The sequence below is a fragment of the Agrobacterium sp. 22-209-1 genome, assembly GCF_053522485.1.
In genome coordinates, this window is sequence record NZ_JBNWCH010000008.1 from 1 (window position 1) to 15617 (window position 15617).

Below are 15617 nucleotides of genomic sequence, written 5' to 3' on the forward strand. Positions count from 1 at the left end.
CCTGCAGAGGCCGAGGAACGATACTACGCCATGCTGGACGCACCAGCATTGGCCGCATAACTTAAACCAAACGGTCTCCGGTAAATCCGGTGCGGTTCACACCCTTGCTCCTGAACAGTTTACAGCACTGCTCAAGCGTATGCAGCAAAGCGATGCGGCAAGAGGTCTTGTCGCTCGTGCCGCAAACCGCCACCTCGGAAAATCCGATCGCGAAGCCGCAGGTGTTCTGTCGGCAGCACAACGCCATACGCATTTTCTTGATTCACCGCGCATGACGACCGTGCTCAGTCGCTCGGATTTCCGGTTTACCGATTTGAAGCGCAGCAACGTGACGGTGTTTCTCGTTCTTCCGCCTGATCGCCTTTCGACCTATTCGCGCTGGCTGCGCCTGCTTGTCTCGCAAAGCCTGACCGAAATGGCCCGTGATCCGGCAAGGCCGGCGACACCGGTTCTATATCTGCTCGATGAGTTCGCATCCCTTGGGCATCTGGCACCAGTCGAACGCGCGATGGGTCTGATGGCGGGTTATGGTGTCCAGCTTTGGCCCATCCTCCAGGACATCCATCAGCTGCGTGCCACATACGGTCACCGCGCCGGAACTTTCCTGTCAAACGCTGGCGTGCTGCAGGTTTTTGGCGTCAACGATCATGACAGCGCCCGCCTCATCTCTGATTTGCTCGGGCAGGAAACAGTCGTGTTCCAGATAATGGCGAGAGCCCTCGATTCCGACAAGACCGGGATCTCCTATAGCCAACAGCATACCGGCCGGCCGCTACTCACCCCTGATGAGGTGCGCAATTTGCCGGCGAAAGGACAATTGCTATTCCTGGCCGGGCAGCGGCCAATTTTTGCAGAGAAACTTGCCTATTTTGCTGATCGAGAGTTCAGGGAGATGTTTGATCCAGTCTAACGGGATCCACAACGAAAAGGCAGTCCGGTATCTGCATCGGACTTTGCATGTGAGGTCCTTCGGGCTTTGTTCGCCGCAACCGGACGCGGATAGATGAGCTTTTGTCCAATTGCAGTCCCGCGGCTACGGCGGCATCGCGGCCGAGGGATCGTTTTTCGACCGCGAAGTCTAGCAACGGAGTAATGACCTTGACAGGGCACCGTAGGAGTCTAGACGGGGTCCCATGATTATATTGGGAGTATAGACATGAAAACGCTGGCAGCCGTTTCGGCTTTCGTGGGCAAGACCTTTGCCGTCTGGGTCATCCTGTTTGCCGTGCTCGGCTTCTTTTTTCCGGATACCTTCAAGCAGATAGCGCCGTGGATCGTCACGCTTCTGTCGATCATCATGTTCGGCATGGGGCTCACACTGTCGGTCGATGACTTCAGAGAGGTCGTCAAAAGGCCGTTCGATGTGACGATCGGTGTCCTTGGCCAGTTTCTGGTTATGCCGCTTCTGGCGGTGCTGCTCACCCGGATCATTCCCATGCCGCCAGAAGTCGCCGCTGGCGTCATTCTGGTCGGCTGCTGCCCGGGCGGCACATCTTCTAACGTCATGACGTATCTCTCCAAGGGCGATGTCGCGCTGTCGGTTGCCTGCACCTCGGTCACCACGCTTGCCGCGCCGCTGGTGACCCCGTTCCTCGTCTGGTTGTTTGCGAGCCAGTACCTGCCGGTTGACGGCTGGGCCATGTTCCTCAGCATCGTCAAGGTCGTTCTGGTTCCGCTCGCTCTCGGCGCCGCTCTGCAGAAGCTGCTGCCCGGTCTCGTCAAGGCCGCCGTTCCGGCATTGCCGCTCGTGAGCGTCATCGGCATCGTCTTGATCGTCTCGGCGGTGGTGGGAGGATCCAAGGCGGCTATCGCCCAGTCCGGGCTGATGATTCTTGCCGTCGTAATCCTGCATAACGGTCTTGGTTATCTCATCGGTTATCTCGCGGCAAAGGCAACGGGCCTGTCGCTTGCCAAGCGCAAGTCCATCGCGATCGAGGTGGGCATGCAGAATTCAGGCCTTGGCGCGGCGCTTGCCACGGCTTACTTCTCACCTGTCGCTGCGGTGCCGAGCGCGATCTTCAGCGTCTGGCACAATATTTCCGGCGCAATCCTCGCGAACTGGTTCTCGGGCCGTGTGGAAGCTGGCTCTGACGACAAAGCCGCCTGAAGCTCCACATCTGTCGGGCCGCCTGCGGTTCAGGCGGCCCGATTAACCCTGTTACGGCATAGTGACGGCCGGTGGATTAAGCCGGGCAAAGCCCGCTTGCCGCTGATAAGGGAAATGCGGATAGGGAGCGGCCCTCGCGCTGGCCTCGTCCAGCTGCGCCACTTGCGTGGGCGTCAGTTCCCATCCCACGGCATCGAGGTTCTGGCGAAGCTGTTCCTCATTGCGCGCACCGATAATCACTGTGGAGACTGTGGGGCGTCTGAGCAGCCAGTTGAGGGCGACCTGCGGTACCGTCCTGCCGGTCTCTTCTGCAACAGCGTCAAGCGCATCGATCACGCGGTAGAGATCTTCATCATCCACCGGCGGGCCGAAGCTGGCGGTCTCGTGCAGGCGGCTACCTTCGGGCAGCGGCGTGCCGCGGCGGATTTTTCCTGTCAATCGCCCCCAGCCAAGCGGGCTCCAGACCATTGCGCCCAGACCCTGATCCGCGCCGAGCGGCATCAGATCCCACTCGTAATCCCGGCCGATCAGGGAGTAATAGACCTGGTTGACCACATAACGCGGCCAACCGTATCGATCCGCGACGGCGAGCGATTTCATGATCTGCCAGCCGGAAAAATTCGAGACGCCGGTATATCGCACCTTGCCCGACCGGACGAGCGCATCGAGCGTCGAGAGCACTTCCTCAACCGGCGTGAAGGCGTCGAAGGCGTGGAGTTGAAGGATGTCGATATAGTCGGTCTGGAGACGGTGCAGGGCGTCATCCACCGCCCGCAGCAATCGGAAGCGGGACGAGCCCGCCTCGTTCGGCCCGTCGCCCATCGGCAGGCTGGTCTTGGTCGAGATCAAAACGCTGTCGCGCCTGCCTTTGATGGCTTCGCCGAGCACGTCCTCCGATGCGCCATTGGAATAGACATCGGCGGTATCGAACAGGTTGACGCCGGCTTCCAGACAAATATCGATCAGGCGCCGGGCTTCTGTGGCGTCTGAATTGCCCCAGTTGCCGAAAAGTGGGCCGGAGCCGCCGAAAGTTCCGGTGCCGAAACTCAAGACCGGCACTTTCAGGCCGGATTTGCCGAGATAGCGATTTTCCATGGGGCGTTCCTTCTTGCTTCGAAATGGCTGCGGGCGGGGTTCTGGCATCACCACGCTCTATCCATCCCGTCGTGATTTTGCAGATGAAGATTGCGATGCGTTTCAATCGCTGTCTGAAGATAGACGCTCGCTCTTCAATGAAATAGAATGCCGAAAATACTTTCACTTGTGAGATCAAGTCATCATGGCACGACTGGAAATCAATCGGGCAGGGGAGATGGAAATCTTCGTGCGGGTCGTTGAACTCGGCGGTTTTTCCCGGGCAGCCGCGGCGGCAAACATGACGCCTTCAGCGGTTAGCAAGCTGATCGCACGGTTGGAAGGCCGCTTGGGCGCGCGCCTGCTCAACCGTTCCACCCGGCAGCTTCAGATAACACCGGAGGGCTGCGCCTTCTATGAAAGGGCCACCCGCATTCTCGCCGATCTTGAAGAGGCCGAACGCGCCGCCGGTGAGGGCGAACAGCCTGTCGGCCGCGTACGGGTCAATACCAGTGCTTCTTATGCAGCGCATATTCTTGCGCCCATATTGCCGCGGTTCCTGACGCTTCATCCCGGCATCACGCTCGATATCGTTCAGACGGATCTCGTGGTTGACCTTCTTGCAGAGCGCATGGATGTCGCGGTGCGCGCCGGGCCGCTCAAAAGCTCAAGCCTCGTCGCCCGGAAACTCGGTGAGACGAGGATGATCATTGCTGCCGCTCCGGATTATCTGGAGCGCTGCGGCGTGCCGCAAACAATCGCCGATCTGGAAAATCACAATCGGCTCGGATTTGGTTATGCCCGATCAGTCGACGGGTGGCCGTTGCGGGATGCCGGAAAGACTGTTGTCATTCCGGCGACGGGGCGCGTGCAGGTAAGCGACGGCGAGGGCCTTCGCCGTCTTGCCCTTGCCGGTGTCGGTCTGGTCCGCCTTGCTGCCTTCACCTTGCGAGAGGATATCGCCGCCGGTCGGTTGGTCTCCGTGCTCGATCATCTCGATACGGGTGAGACGGAGATGTTTCATGCCGTTTATGTAGGCCAACGGGGACCGCTTCCGGCACGTATTCGAGCCCTGCTTGATTTTCTCGGCGAATACGGGCGGGTGAAGTGACCTTCCCGGGATATTAAAAGTGCGGCCCGGATGGAGGCGGTATACTTTTCCACCAGTTACCGGAATCTCTGGGGCACGATCAAAATCACCGATAGGATAAACATGATGGGACCGGTGACTGACAGCTTGCTGCCAACATCTGGAAGCGGATGGTCAACCCCGTTTTGGTGTATGGATGAGAAAGATTTGTGGAGCTTCCGCGATCACTCGGCAGCGCAAATTCAGAAGGCTGGGGCTGACGGAAAGGCGCACGTTATCCAGTGCCAAACCACTCTCGATCGCCTCGTGGAACTCGTCAATAATGCGACCTCCGAAGAAGCGATCGTCGTTGGTGAGTGGCCTTCCACGTGATAAAAAACGAACTCTACGGTTTCCCACCGTAGAGTTCAGCGTGCGCTTTACGAAATGCGGCTATTCCTTCGGTGACCTCATGAATACCCGGCATTCCAGCGTGAAATTGCGTAATGTTTTCCTTCGCAATTTCCTCAATGGGCTTCTCGGATGCTAAATCCTGCAAGGCCTTCGCCTGAAGCGGATTATTGTGGTTGATATACCACATTCTTGTCTCGACATTCACCTGAAAGACCCAGATTCCGATGGTTAAGAGGATCGCACCAAGCAGCTCAACTGTATACTTTGGCGCGTTCTTCGAAACGATAATCCAAGAGAGGATCGGCACGAAAATTGTAAGTACCCCATAATGGATTGCGGACCCTGCCTCCCAACCACCTTGCATTTTTGCCCGACCGTAAGAGATCGCGGCCAACAGACAGACATAAATGGCAAGACATGCAAAGACCAGCAAGTCAGCGTCATCCAATTGCCTGCGTTTGAGCCGGAACACGATCGATATGATGGCAAAGATCATGAGAGATGTGACGACAACACGGGCCAGTGTCTCGTAACTTTGCAGGAAGAACGCAAACGATCCAGTGGTTAGGCCCATGGCATAGTCCAAGAACTCATAAGCGTTCACTGAAGACTGATCCCCGCCAGCGTAAGGGGTCCATGTTGCCAAGATGTGAGACGCGACGATCAAAGGGACGGCAAAGAGAAAGACTGTACCGAACGGTTTCCTTCGCCAAATTGCCCAAGCTGTAAATGCAATGCCGGCACCTAAGGCTGGAAGAACGCCGTTCATGCCGGTCAAGCACGCGATCGTCAGACTGAAGACTGCAAGAAACGCATGCGTGTTACTCTGGCTCCGAAGCCACAATAAAGTGGCTAGGAGGAACCCGGATAAACAAAGAATGGACGAAGTGAATTGGAAGTGGAAACCCCACTGGGTGTAGCCCATACCAAAGTTTAGGAAGATGAAGGGAATGGCCACATCGCCAATCGACCTTCTGCCTCGATAAACTCTTGCCGCTTCCACGATAAACACCGTGCTTATGAGAGCCATCAAAAAGTTGACGCCGACGAGCCATCGATAATCAAACCCGGACCACGACAAGATGAAAAAGTTTGTAAGCTTTTGGATCGGGATACGGTGGTCTACCTGCTGCTGCCAAAGCCACACCCACCATTCTCGCTGCGTTGTGAATTCGAGTGGCCGTGCATAAATCCAGTCATCCACCCAAGCGTACGGTCGAAAATAGGGAAGGATGTTGGCATAAAACAAATAGGCAATCGTTATGGCCACTGCATAAGGAGCAAGCGCCAGCAGACCACTTGCCACAGGAGTTGCCTGTGATCGAAAGCGTTCCGTCGCGCCATACAAGTTACTTTTATTCATTATTGCCCCCAACAAGCAAAAAAACGTAAAAAGCCCAGTCAATTGAGAATTGAATCAAGACGCTCCTTACCATCCGTAAGCTGCGTTTTCTACTTAAATGGTGCGCGCTCCCCACATTCATAGTGTGCCAATCGCAAAACGTTTCGTGGGCTCAGGAGGACACGAACAGCACGACATCCACACGGCTCATGCTCCTGATCTAACGGCGTCGGATTTGAGCCGCAGAAGAGTTCAACGGGCATCCAAAAATGGATTTTTGGCGACAGAACACGCCTTTGACCCGCTAATCTGGGGTTCTCAGAAATTCCGATTTTTCGTGTCAAAATTCCGAAAACGGGATAAAGGCGGCCGGTCGCAGGAAACGGAATTAGCTGGAGGGCGAACGTCTATTCTCTCGGACCTGAGAGTGTGAAGGTTTCAACCGGTTCCAGCCTTATGTGCGTCTCATTGGCAATCGTGCTTGGTATCGCACCGCAGAGACTGCCTGTCGTTACGACGTTACCAGCCTTGAGCATATTGCCCCTGTTGAACGCCGAGTTGGCAAAGGCGACCAGCGGCGCAAGCGGATCGCCATTGGGATGTTTTGCCGTAGCATCGAACAGCGATACCGACCCGTCGGTGACGGTGAGCTGCGGCAGGTTTTCGCCATTTCCGGCAAAGACATCCACGATGCCTTTATCGACTTCCGGTCCGATGACGAAGCCGTGGTTGGCGAGACGATCCGCGAGAAAAAGCGGAAACGGCACCTGGTTTTTCTCCGCCAGCCTGTAGCGGAGAAGTTCAGCGCCAAGATGGACCTTGTCGATAAATGCCATCAGGTCGGCCCTCGCCAGCGGCCCCGCCGCCGCCGCAGGAATATCCGCCGAAAGCGTAAAGCAGATCTCGACCTCGATGCCTTCGGTGCCGCCATGGGGAAAAGAAGCGGCATTGGCTTCATCGACCCGCACGCAATCGAACATGGGCGCCCCGACGGCCTCGCCGTCCGGGCGGATAGCCAGTTTCCAGCCGGCAACCGGTTCTGCCCAGCTCTCAGCAAAAGCCCGCTGGACCGCCATAGCCTCTGCAAGCGTACCCGGGATGAGACCCTCCGCCTGCACCGCCGCCAGAGAAATTTTCGCCCCGCCTCGGCTCGCGGTGGTGAAGCGTTCAACCAGCTTCTCGATTGCAGTCATTCCCTCATGTCTCCTGCTGATCTCGCGCGCTGAATGCCGTCACGATTTGACGTTGTGTGCAAAGGCCATCAATGCCGAGTTCGACCACGTCGCCGGCTTTTAGGAACACGGGCGGGTTCATTCCAAGGCCGACCCCTGGCGGCGTGCCCGTGGTGATAACGTCGCCCGGCATGAGGCGCATGAAGCGGCTGATGTAAGAAACAAGCATTGCGATCGGGAAACTCATCTTGGATGTCGAGACGGCTCCTTTTCGCTGTGAAATAAAATTCGAGCGGCAATGGCCGCCCGGTTTTATTTTTGTGTCACGCGACGTCTGCGTCGAACTGGATGCTGTGAAGTCGTTTATACAGACCGTCATTCGCTAGCAATTCACGCCGGCTTCCCTGTTCGGCCACTTCACCATTATCCATCACGACGATTTTGTCGGCGCGGTTGATTGTGGAAAGGCGATGGGCGATCACGATGGATGTCTTGTTGAGCGTCAGGCGCTCTAGCGCATCCCGCACGAGAGCCTCGGACTCGGAATCCAGTGCACTTGTCGCTTCGTCCAGGATCAGGATATCCGCGTCCCGAAGCATCGCGCGTGCAATCGCTACACGCTGTCGCTGGCCGCCAGACAGGCCGGAGCCGTTTTCGCCCAGCCTGGTGTCGTATCCGTTCTGCATCTTCATGATGAAATCATGCGCATTCGCAGCCTTTGCTGCCGCTATGATCTCTTCCTCTGTCGCATTGTCGCGGCCGACGGAAATGTTGTGCTTGATCGTTCCGGAGAACAGGAATGTTTCCTGACCGACATAAGAAACGTGTTCGCGCAGGCTGGCAAAGGAAACATCGCGCAGATCCATGCCGTTGATTTCAACGGAGCCGTTCTGTGGATCGTAAAGACGCATCATGAGGTTGATGATCGTAGACTTGCCACTGCCGGAGGGACCGACCAGCGCCGTCATCTTGCCGCCTTCGAAGAGGACGCTAACGTCGTTAAGAACCGGCTGGCCGGGCACGTACTCGAAGCTGACGTTCTTAAGCTCGACATCGCCGCTTGCCTTGGGAAGCGGGACTGCGTCCTTCTTTTCGGTGAGCGTTAGCGGCGCGTCCAGCACCTGAAACATCATGCGCACGCCTATCATCCCGCCCTCGATCTGCACGCGCATCCGAGCAAGCCGCTTGGCAGGCTCGTAGGCAAGGAGAAGAGCCGTGATAAAGGCCATCAGATCGCCGGGGGAACCGCCTTTTTCGAGCACAGTGTAGCCAGAGACGGCAATTACCACTGCAATGGCAAGGCCAGACAAGGTTTCCATGATCGGGCTGGTCGCGGCTTCCAGTCTGGCTATGCCATTGGCTCGCTGCTCGACATCGGAAACCGCTTTGTTCATGCGTTGTGCCATCAGCTTCTCTAAGGAAAAAGCCTTGATGACTCGCACGCCGATGCTGGTTTCCTGGACGACGTTGACGATTTCGCCCAACGAAGCAAGTTCCGCCTCCATGATCTTTCGGACGCGCCGCAGAACGAGACGAACGCTGAAGATTGCCAAAGGACCGATAATCATGGAAATCGCGCTCAGAAGGAAATTCTGGGCGAACATCACGATGATCAAGCCGAGGAGGGAGAAGAGGTCGCGAACGAAGGATGTGACGATTGTGTCGATGACGCTGCGGGCAGCTTGGGCGTTGTAGGTCACGCGGACCAGAAGTTCTGAAGATGGCAAATTTTGGAAAAAAGAGACGCCTTGCTTGAGGAGCCTATCGTATATTTTGCGCTGCTGCTCGGCGACGATGCTATTTCCCGCTTTGCTGAGGTAATAGCTCTGAACAAAGGTAGCAAGCCCCTTCACTATGAAGATGGCTGCAACTGCAAATGCAATCTCGAGGACGACATCGAAACCTTGCTTCAGGTAGACGCTGTTGACAATATCACGCATTATCCAAGCGCTAAGAGATGTCATGCCCGCGACAACGAGCATCGCCGCGATTGCCGCAGAATACCAGCCGACGTGTTTTTTGAAATTTTCCTTAAATAGCCGCGTTAACAGCTTTTTGTCGTCTGGCGACAAAAATGATCCGATCACTGCAATATCCTTGCGAATTCAAGATAAATATCGTTCCGAAGCAAGACCTGCTCACCACCCCATGGCAAAGGTAATTGTAGTGTCACCTAGTCAGCATGTCACTCGTATTCACCTTGTTGCATCATCCATCCGCGCTGCACGGAGATTTACGGAACTCGGATCAAGATAGTTCGGCAACGACTTGCGTTTACGAGGGCGACCCCCCCATTTCCAAGCCATGTGCGGCCCAAATTAGTGGCTAGCAAATAGTCCTCCTCATTCTGTCTGTCAATATCAGCGCTTTGGCTTCGTGCGCGTGTCGTGCGCGATCATGCCTCCCGTGTTTGGCTACACAGAATCATAATGTTCACTGGATGTGAGTTTTATCATGATTCCTGTATTTATAAGTATTTTTTGGATTTAATATTATTAATCAAAAGTGTAATTAATTAAGTATTGTCTAATCTTATTATTTTTACGAAATTTCTATAGACTATAAAAATTATAATGAGTATTAGTTGATTGGATTTTTTTAGATTTGGTATTTTTGCATGTTAATGGTTTTTAAGGTGCTCCTTGAGGAATAGTTTCGTTTATAATGAAATTGAGAAATTTGGATTGAGTCCGCCTGATATTGAGGCTTTGGCGCAGAGATATTATGCGCAATGCGCAGAAGATCTTATTGTTGTCAGTATACTGAAAGCGCTTTCCGCGCGTAGGCATTTTGATCTTTCGGCAGAGCGATATCTTGAGGTTGGCGCTAATCATCCTATTGCCACAAGTGCGACATATCTTCTTTCTCTCGAATTGGGAATGAGTGGGGTCCTGGTTGAGGCAAATCCGGCGCTTATAGCCGATCTGGAAAAGGTTCGAAAACAAGACCTTGTTTTGAACAAGGCGATTATTGTCGGTGATTCAGATACCGCAGAGCTTTTCGTATCAAATCAAAATGAACTCTCGTCTTTATCGAGGCGATTTGTCGAAGATTGGCAAGATGGCGCCGTCGGATTGAAAGATGTCATCACGGTTCAGGCGTCTCGTATGAACGATGTGCTTGAGGAGTTTTTTTCAGAGCGCGCACCCTTGTATCTGTCCATCGACACTGAAGGTTTGGACCTTGACTTGCTTAAGGACGTCGATTGGGACCGCTGGCGCCCTGCCGTTGTCCAAGCGGAGCCCTCTGAACATTTTATTGAAAACAATGCTGAACTGATCTCTCAGTTGCTGGAAAGCAAGGGTTATGTGCTCGTAGCTAAGACAGCGGTCAATCTTATATTCATGGATAGCAGCCTAGCCACGAAAAATAGCGCATCTCAAGTTGACGGAGACGGAGCGGGCGCGGAAAGCGTCTCTGGCCCTACTGGTGTGGGGATTGTCACTCGGACAAAGGATCGCGCCGTACTGCTTCGAAGGGCGCTGGAAAGCGTAAAGAACCAGACATATGAAGATTGGAGACTGGTTGTCGTAAATGATGGCGGGCAGGCTGAGTCCGTTGATTGGCTCGTTGGGCAGATCTTCGAGGGAGACGCGAGAGTGAGCGTTCTTCATCATGAGGTGTCCAAGGGAATGGAGGCGGCATCAAATGCCGGACTCGCAACGTTGAATACAGAATATGCCGTCATCCACGATGACGATGATAGCTGGGCGCCCGAGTTTCTGGCTTCGATGACCTCAACCATCGCTCGTCGTCAGAAAACATTCCCGTCAATCAAAGGAATTGTATGCCGCATCAACACTGTATTTGAAACTGTTGTCGGTAATGAAATAATAATAGAGCGGGTCGAACCATTCCGATCATGGCATTCCGACAATCTCGACGAAGGTTTGCTCTCCGTTCAAAAAATGTTGGTTCGTAACCAATTTCCTCCAATTGCATTTATGTTCAACTTACCCTCGGCTCGAGAGATTGGGCTTTTTGAGGAGAGTCTGCCTGTTCTCGGTGACTGGGATTTTCACTCGCGTTTTCTTCTCAAGCATGATGTTTGGGTGGTCCCTGAGTTTTTGAGCTTTTACCATCATCGGGTTTCATCGACGGGAGCGTTGGGAAATACGGTGCATGCCGGTGCAGATCGACATCGTCTTTATAACCAGAAAATCCGTAACGACCTCATACGCAAGGTCGCCGGACAAAATGGGGAAAACCGGATGGCGATCACAATTCCGATGGAAGTACAAGAGCTTACGCAAAACGAATTCAATCATGTTCTATGGCGATTGTGGCAAATGGAAGAGGCTGTAAAAAGTCTTCGGTACGAGCGTCCTCGTTGGCGTCAGACTATTTCCCGTTCGTTCCGGCGGTGGAGAAACCGCGTTCTCGGTCGTGCGATCGAAGGATAAGTCCATGTATGATTTGGTGACATTCGATATTTTCGACACGTTGGTACATCGTAAATTGCGTGCGCCTGTAGATGTATTTGAAGCGGTGCGCATAGCGGCGCTGCAGAATAATATCGCCCTTCTCAACCACGACATTCTCGCTTCATTTAGCCACCATCGTATGCGGGCAGAAAAGGAAGCACGAGATATTTTTGCTGCAGCCTCTAACGCTGAAGGTGAAATCAATCTCGATGAGATTTACCATCGTTATGAAGTGCTCAGTGGATGTGGTTCCGAGCTGAGGCAATTACTCCAAATGAAGGAGCTTGAGCTGGAAAAAACATTCCTTTTTGCCAGTAAAAAAGGTCTGGATATTTTCGAAGAACTCCGAAAAAAAACAAAAAAGATCGCATTCATTTCGGACATGTATTTGCCATCGTCATGGCTGAAGGAGATGCTTGAAGAGAAAGGATTTCCGAACCTGCGCGATATTCCTGTTTTTGTTTCGGGAGAACTCAGGAAAAGCAAGCATAGCGGATGGATATACCCGGAAGTTAGAGCCAGACTAAACATTCCTCAAGACGCGAACTGGTTGCATGTCGGCGATAACGATTGGTCCGATCTCAAACAGGCAGAGAAGTATTCAATCAAAACCCGTTGGGCGGATTGGGCGAAAGTCGATAATCAACGAATGCTTTGTGCTCGTCCGCGAAGTGACTATGTGATCAATAGCGTGATCGAGTTTCTTGCCATGCCGCAGTCGCAGCAGTTCGTGCCCCAGGACGACTATGAACGTGTTGGGTACCGGACATTCGGACCGTTGATTTTCGGATTCATGCTGTGGCTGTGCGCAAAAATTCGTGAATCAAAAGTCGAGCGGGTTGCTTTTGTCGCCCGAGATGGATGGCTTCCCCACCATTTGTTTGAAAATCTAAAAAAGGACGTGGGCTTGGACCACATCTCGAGTTCCTACGTGCATTTTTCTAGGCGTGTCGGTCATCAATTCGGAATACGAGAGTGGGATACTGAAAAGACTTGGGCGCCATTTGCAGGCAAAGTCTCTCGGCCAATAGAATATTCCCTTGAGACCGTTGGGTATGATGTAAGAACTATACCGCACCTGCTGGACCAATTCGGACTGACTGGTAGTGGGCCGGTTTTACATGAGAAGATTCATGCTGGACGGGATATGCTTGCCACAACTTTCGAGATCGGACTTAAAGCGGCCTCCGACAGGCGACGTAAATTCCGTCCGTATTTCGATCGTCATTTCTCCCCGGGGGTGAAAACGGCGCTGGTCGATATTGGCTGGAATGGTAATATTCAGCGTTACCTGTTGGGGACGCTAGATCAGAGTTATTCGAAAGAAGACTTTATCGGACTTTATTTGGGACTCCACTCATCCGCGACGACCAATCGAGATCTTGGGTTTTCGATGCAGGGCTGGTTGTCCCATTATGGCAGTCAGCCTGATATCCAAGAGTATCTTCAGTCCGGCGGTGTGGAACTTCTTGAATTCGCGTTGACCGCGGACCATGGAACGACGTTAGGTTACGAAATGACCGATAATGGCGAAATCGTTCCCAAACTCGAGGATATTCTGCCAGAGGAGCGAGACTATCGCGAGAAGGCGATGAAAGTACAGCAAGGCATAAAAAAATTTGTAGAGGATAACCGGTATCTTCTGAAAATCTATAGTCCTGCGGTGATTTCGTCACCAGCTTGGGCGGCTCCTTTCCAGCGGCTTGTTACCAATCCCCAGCAAGACGAATTGGATTTGCTCGCAGGACTTTCCCATTCCGACACTGCTGGCGTTACCTCGACGCGACTTGTCCTTGCGGCCCGACAGCCCGACAATATTCGAAAATCGAAACGACAGATGCGTTTAGCGAGAGATAACGCATTTTGGAAGGTCGCTTTTGATCGATTGAACAAGTGAAAATGATTGCCGGATGCAATATTTGCGTCATTGGCAGAATGGCATTGTGTGGCGACCTCGTGACAGAGGCGCCACAGCAACCCTGGCGGTGATGGTGCTTGACGACCGCCAAAAGCGCCGGACGTCCAGCAGTGAGTGAGAAATCGGTCCGTCAGTCTGTCGCCGATATTGGAAGTTTTTTCTAATGAGTGAGGCGGCAGATGTTTTTGACGTCTCCTCGCGAACGAATGATCACAACATCTTTAGTGTCCTGCTCGTGCTGAAGCGGAACCAAGGCTGAAAACCCGCTCAAATTTTCCGGCGGCATTTTCAATTGCGAATTAATCTCGTCTCTAGGGGTTCTCAATGCCTCGACATATAGTGGCTGTCCATTGGATCCTGGGAGTTGAATGTAAACCCGTTCGCGAATTTTCTTGTCGCCATCAACCGGGATAACCCACCCCTCCAGCCTGGCAACACGAGCACCGTTTTCCTCCGTGATCTCGTTGATATCAATCGCACCGTGGCATTCCATGGAATTAGCGCCGTCAGCCTTGAAAGCTGTTCCCGGGAAAGCGATTTTACAGCCGTTAACAATAGCAGTATTCCATTGTTTCCGCGCGACAAAATTAGTGAAAAGAGCAGGGTTCAGAGTATCGTTGCCGCAGAAGACAAAACCGCCAAGCTGGTCTGCATCGAGGTATTTTTCAGGATGCATCAAAACGTCATCGGTTTGCGTGAGCCAGCCGGGAATCGTAAAAGATTTACGCTCTGCGAAATAGGAGAATGTCGAGCTCCAGTCATTACCCAGTGCGATAAACTGCCCACCTTCTGTGGTGGCATTTTTAATCGATTTCCCAACCGCGATGTCGCGATCATAGCTGCTAAATTGTTGAGATATGGCCGGGTAGTATTTTATTCCGAAATAGACGTAGTTTGACGCCAAGATAAAAAGAAAAAATCCTGTGACTGCTTTAGGAGCGTGATTGTAGAACGTTCCAAGTGCCAAGGCTGCGGCAAATAGAAGGAAAGCAAGGTTGGCCGTCTGATAGTAGGTGTGCACTATATGCAGATTGGGGAACATAAAAAATGGCAGGAAACCAAGGGCAAGCGCGATGCAAAATAGCGTCAGCTCGGTTCTTCGACCGTTCTTCTTGCACCATATTGGAAAGTAGATGAACAAGCCCAGCCCAACGACAGCACCGAGATTTCCGACGAACATCCGCAGCAGAATGACTTTATCGTAGATCGTAGGTTCAAATCTCTGAGCCAGCGTGCCCCAGTTCCAGGAGTTCAGACGAGCGGATGTCAGATACTCGCCGAGTATGTTCAGCGATTTCTGGTCGTCGGTAAATTTTACCCACACGTAAGCGACTATGACGGGAATCAAGAAGCCGAAAACGGGGACAGCAAGTACTTTTAATTTGAAGAGCGATTTAAATCGTTCCGCCTGACGCAGGGTCACATAAGCATAGATCAACGCCGCCACGATCATCACGGGCAATGCCGTCGTTGACTTCTGCAGCAAAGCGAGCGTCGCACACAAAAGCAGAAATGCGTTGCAACGGATGCTAAAACCATAGCGCATGCCGAGTGAAAAATAGTATAGAAACGCGATGGTGAAGAAAAGCACCGTTGTCTCGATCATGAAGGACCGTCCCCAGTACAAATATACGGGGGATGAGAATAGTAAGGCCGAAAATATATAAAATGTCTCGCGCTTAAGCTTAAATATTCTAAATATTCCAGCGACAGGCCAGAGGCATGCTAGTAAAAATAGATAGCTCACAAGCCGGCCAACGGCATCAAGCGACAGGTTAAATGTTTTCGCTATTAAGGCTACTATCCCTTGGTAAAGCGGAAACTCAAACGGTATGGCCCAGGGTTTTCCACCTACCGGCGTTTGATAAGCGAGGGCGAATCCTTCCTTAATAAACCAGTAAGACGTTATAGCGGTCTGCGTCTGACGAAACGCATACATATCGAGCGGCTGTTGAGTTAAGTAATAAAGCGAAAAAAAGGCAGATATACACAGTGTGGCAAGTGCTATTAGCACCAGACGTTGATTGATGATTTTCATTATAAAACTTCTGCCTCTGCTTCAAACTCGCTGAGCTATCCCGTTTGGGCCGAAAATTG

The 15617-nt window shown here is 52.8% G+C and carries 10 protein-coding genes and 1 pseudogene; 5 read left to right on the top strand and 6 right to left on the bottom strand.

The genetic code is table 11. The features are described from left to right. Both ACQZ48_RS17260 and ACQZ48_RS17265 read left to right on the top strand, forming a co-directional pair. On the top strand, positions 1 to 910 hold a 910-nt coding region (locus tag ACQZ48_RS17260; RefSeq protein WP_448729057.1), incomplete at its 5' end, for a type IV secretory system conjugative DNA transfer family protein. 246 nt (positions 911 to 1156) lie between these two features. Beyond that, the gene (locus tag ACQZ48_RS17265) at positions 1157 to 2107 is read left to right on the top strand and encodes a bile acid:sodium symporter family protein (protein WP_448729058.1); all 951 of its coding nucleotides are present in this window, start codon (positions 1157 to 1159) and stop codon (positions 2105 to 2107) included. A gap of 51 nt (positions 2108 to 2158) precedes the next feature. Here ACQZ48_RS17265 and ACQZ48_RS17270 read toward each other — a convergent pair whose 3' ends face one another. Then, positions 2159 to 3202, bottom strand: a complete 1044-nt coding sequence (locus ACQZ48_RS17270; protein WP_448729059.1) for an aldo/keto reductase — start codon at positions 3200 to 3202, stop codon at positions 2159 to 2161. Positions 3203 to 3386: 184 nt separating this feature from the next. Here ACQZ48_RS17270 and ACQZ48_RS17275 point away from each other — a divergent pair, with 184 nt between their 5' ends. Further along, entirely contained in the window at positions 3387 to 4292 is a 906-nt protein-coding gene (locus tag ACQZ48_RS17275) for a LysR family transcriptional regulator (protein WP_448729060.1), read from the top strand. Between the two features lie 364 nt (positions 4293 to 4656). On the opposite strand, the gene ACQZ48_RS17280 is transcribed toward ACQZ48_RS17275, so the two are convergent. From ACQZ48_RS17280 to ACQZ48_RS17295, 4 genes and pseudogenes are all read right to left on the bottom strand, one after another. Next, on the bottom strand, positions 4657 to 6027 hold the full coding sequence (locus tag ACQZ48_RS17280; RefSeq protein WP_448729061.1) for a hypothetical protein: 1371 nt from the start codon (positions 6025 to 6027) through the stop codon (positions 4657 to 4659). Positions 6028 to 6413: 386 nt separating this feature from the next. Beyond that, positions 6414 to 7199 carry a 2-keto-4-pentenoate hydratase gene (locus ACQZ48_RS17285; RefSeq protein WP_448729062.1) on the bottom strand — a complete coding sequence of 262 codons (786 nt, stop codon included), beginning with the start codon at positions 7197 to 7199 and terminating at the stop codon, positions 6414 to 6416. 4 nt (positions 7200 to 7203) lie between these two features. Further along, a pseudogene (locus tag ACQZ48_RS17290) lies at positions 7204 to 7455 on the bottom strand (fumarylacetoacetate hydrolase family protein); the annotation flags it as partial. A 46-nt stretch (positions 7456 to 7501) separates the two neighbouring features. Beyond that, positions 7502 to 9265: an ABC transporter ATP-binding protein gene (locus ACQZ48_RS17295; protein WP_080793738.1), complete on the bottom strand. Its 1764-nt coding sequence runs from the start codon at positions 9263 to 9265 to the stop codon at positions 7502 to 7504. A gap of 555 nt (positions 9266 to 9820) precedes the next feature. Between ACQZ48_RS17295 and ACQZ48_RS17300 the strand changes: the two genes are divergently transcribed. Together ACQZ48_RS17300 and ACQZ48_RS17305 are read left to right on the top strand one after the other, a co-directional pair. Then, a complete protein-coding gene (locus tag ACQZ48_RS17300) occupies positions 9821 to 11581 on the top strand; it encodes a glycosyltransferase (protein ID WP_448729063.1) in 1761 nt (586 codons plus the stop codon). Positions 11582 to 11585: 4 nt separating this feature from the next. Next, the gene (locus ACQZ48_RS17305) at positions 11586 to 13499 is read left to right on the top strand and encodes an HAD family hydrolase (protein WP_142913051.1); all 1914 of its coding nucleotides are present in this window, start codon (positions 11586 to 11588) and stop codon (positions 13497 to 13499) included. 181 nt (positions 13500 to 13680) lie between these two features. On the opposite strand, the gene ACQZ48_RS17310 is transcribed toward ACQZ48_RS17305, so the two are convergent. Continuing rightward, positions 13681 to 15558 (bottom strand): hypothetical protein, encoded by a 1878-nt coding sequence (locus ACQZ48_RS17310; protein ID WP_448729064.1) that lies wholly within the window; start codon positions 15556 to 15558, stop codon positions 13681 to 13683. Positions 15559 to 15617 lie beyond the last annotated feature (59 nt).

Bases quoted from the DNA above. Each gene is read 5' to 3' on its own strand.
- ACQZ48_RS17275 (WP_448729060.1), top strand. From the start codon at position 3,387: ATGGCACGACTGGAAATCAATCGGGCAGGGGAGATGGAAATCTTCGTG.
- ACQZ48_RS17285 (WP_448729062.1), bottom strand. From the start codon at position 7,199: ATGACTGCAATCGAGAAGCTGGTTGAACGCTTCACCACCGCGAGCCGA.
- ACQZ48_RS17265 (WP_448729058.1), top strand. From the start codon at position 1,157: ATGAAAACGCTGGCAGCCGTTTCGGCTTTCGTGGGCAAGACCTTTGCC.
- ACQZ48_RS17310 (WP_448729064.1), bottom strand. From the start codon at position 15,558: ATGAAAATCATCAATCAACGTCTGGTGCTAATAGCACTTGCCACACTG.
- ACQZ48_RS17280 (WP_448729061.1), bottom strand. From the start codon at position 6,027: ATGAATAAAAGTAACTTGTATGGCGCGACGGAACGCTTTCGATCACAG.
- ACQZ48_RS17305 (WP_142913051.1), top strand. From the start codon at position 11,586: ATGTATGATTTGGTGACATTCGATATTTTCGACACGTTGGTACATCGT.
- ACQZ48_RS17270 (WP_448729059.1), bottom strand. From the start codon at position 3,202: ATGGAAAATCGCTATCTCGGCAAATCCGGCCTGAAAGTGCCGGTCTTG.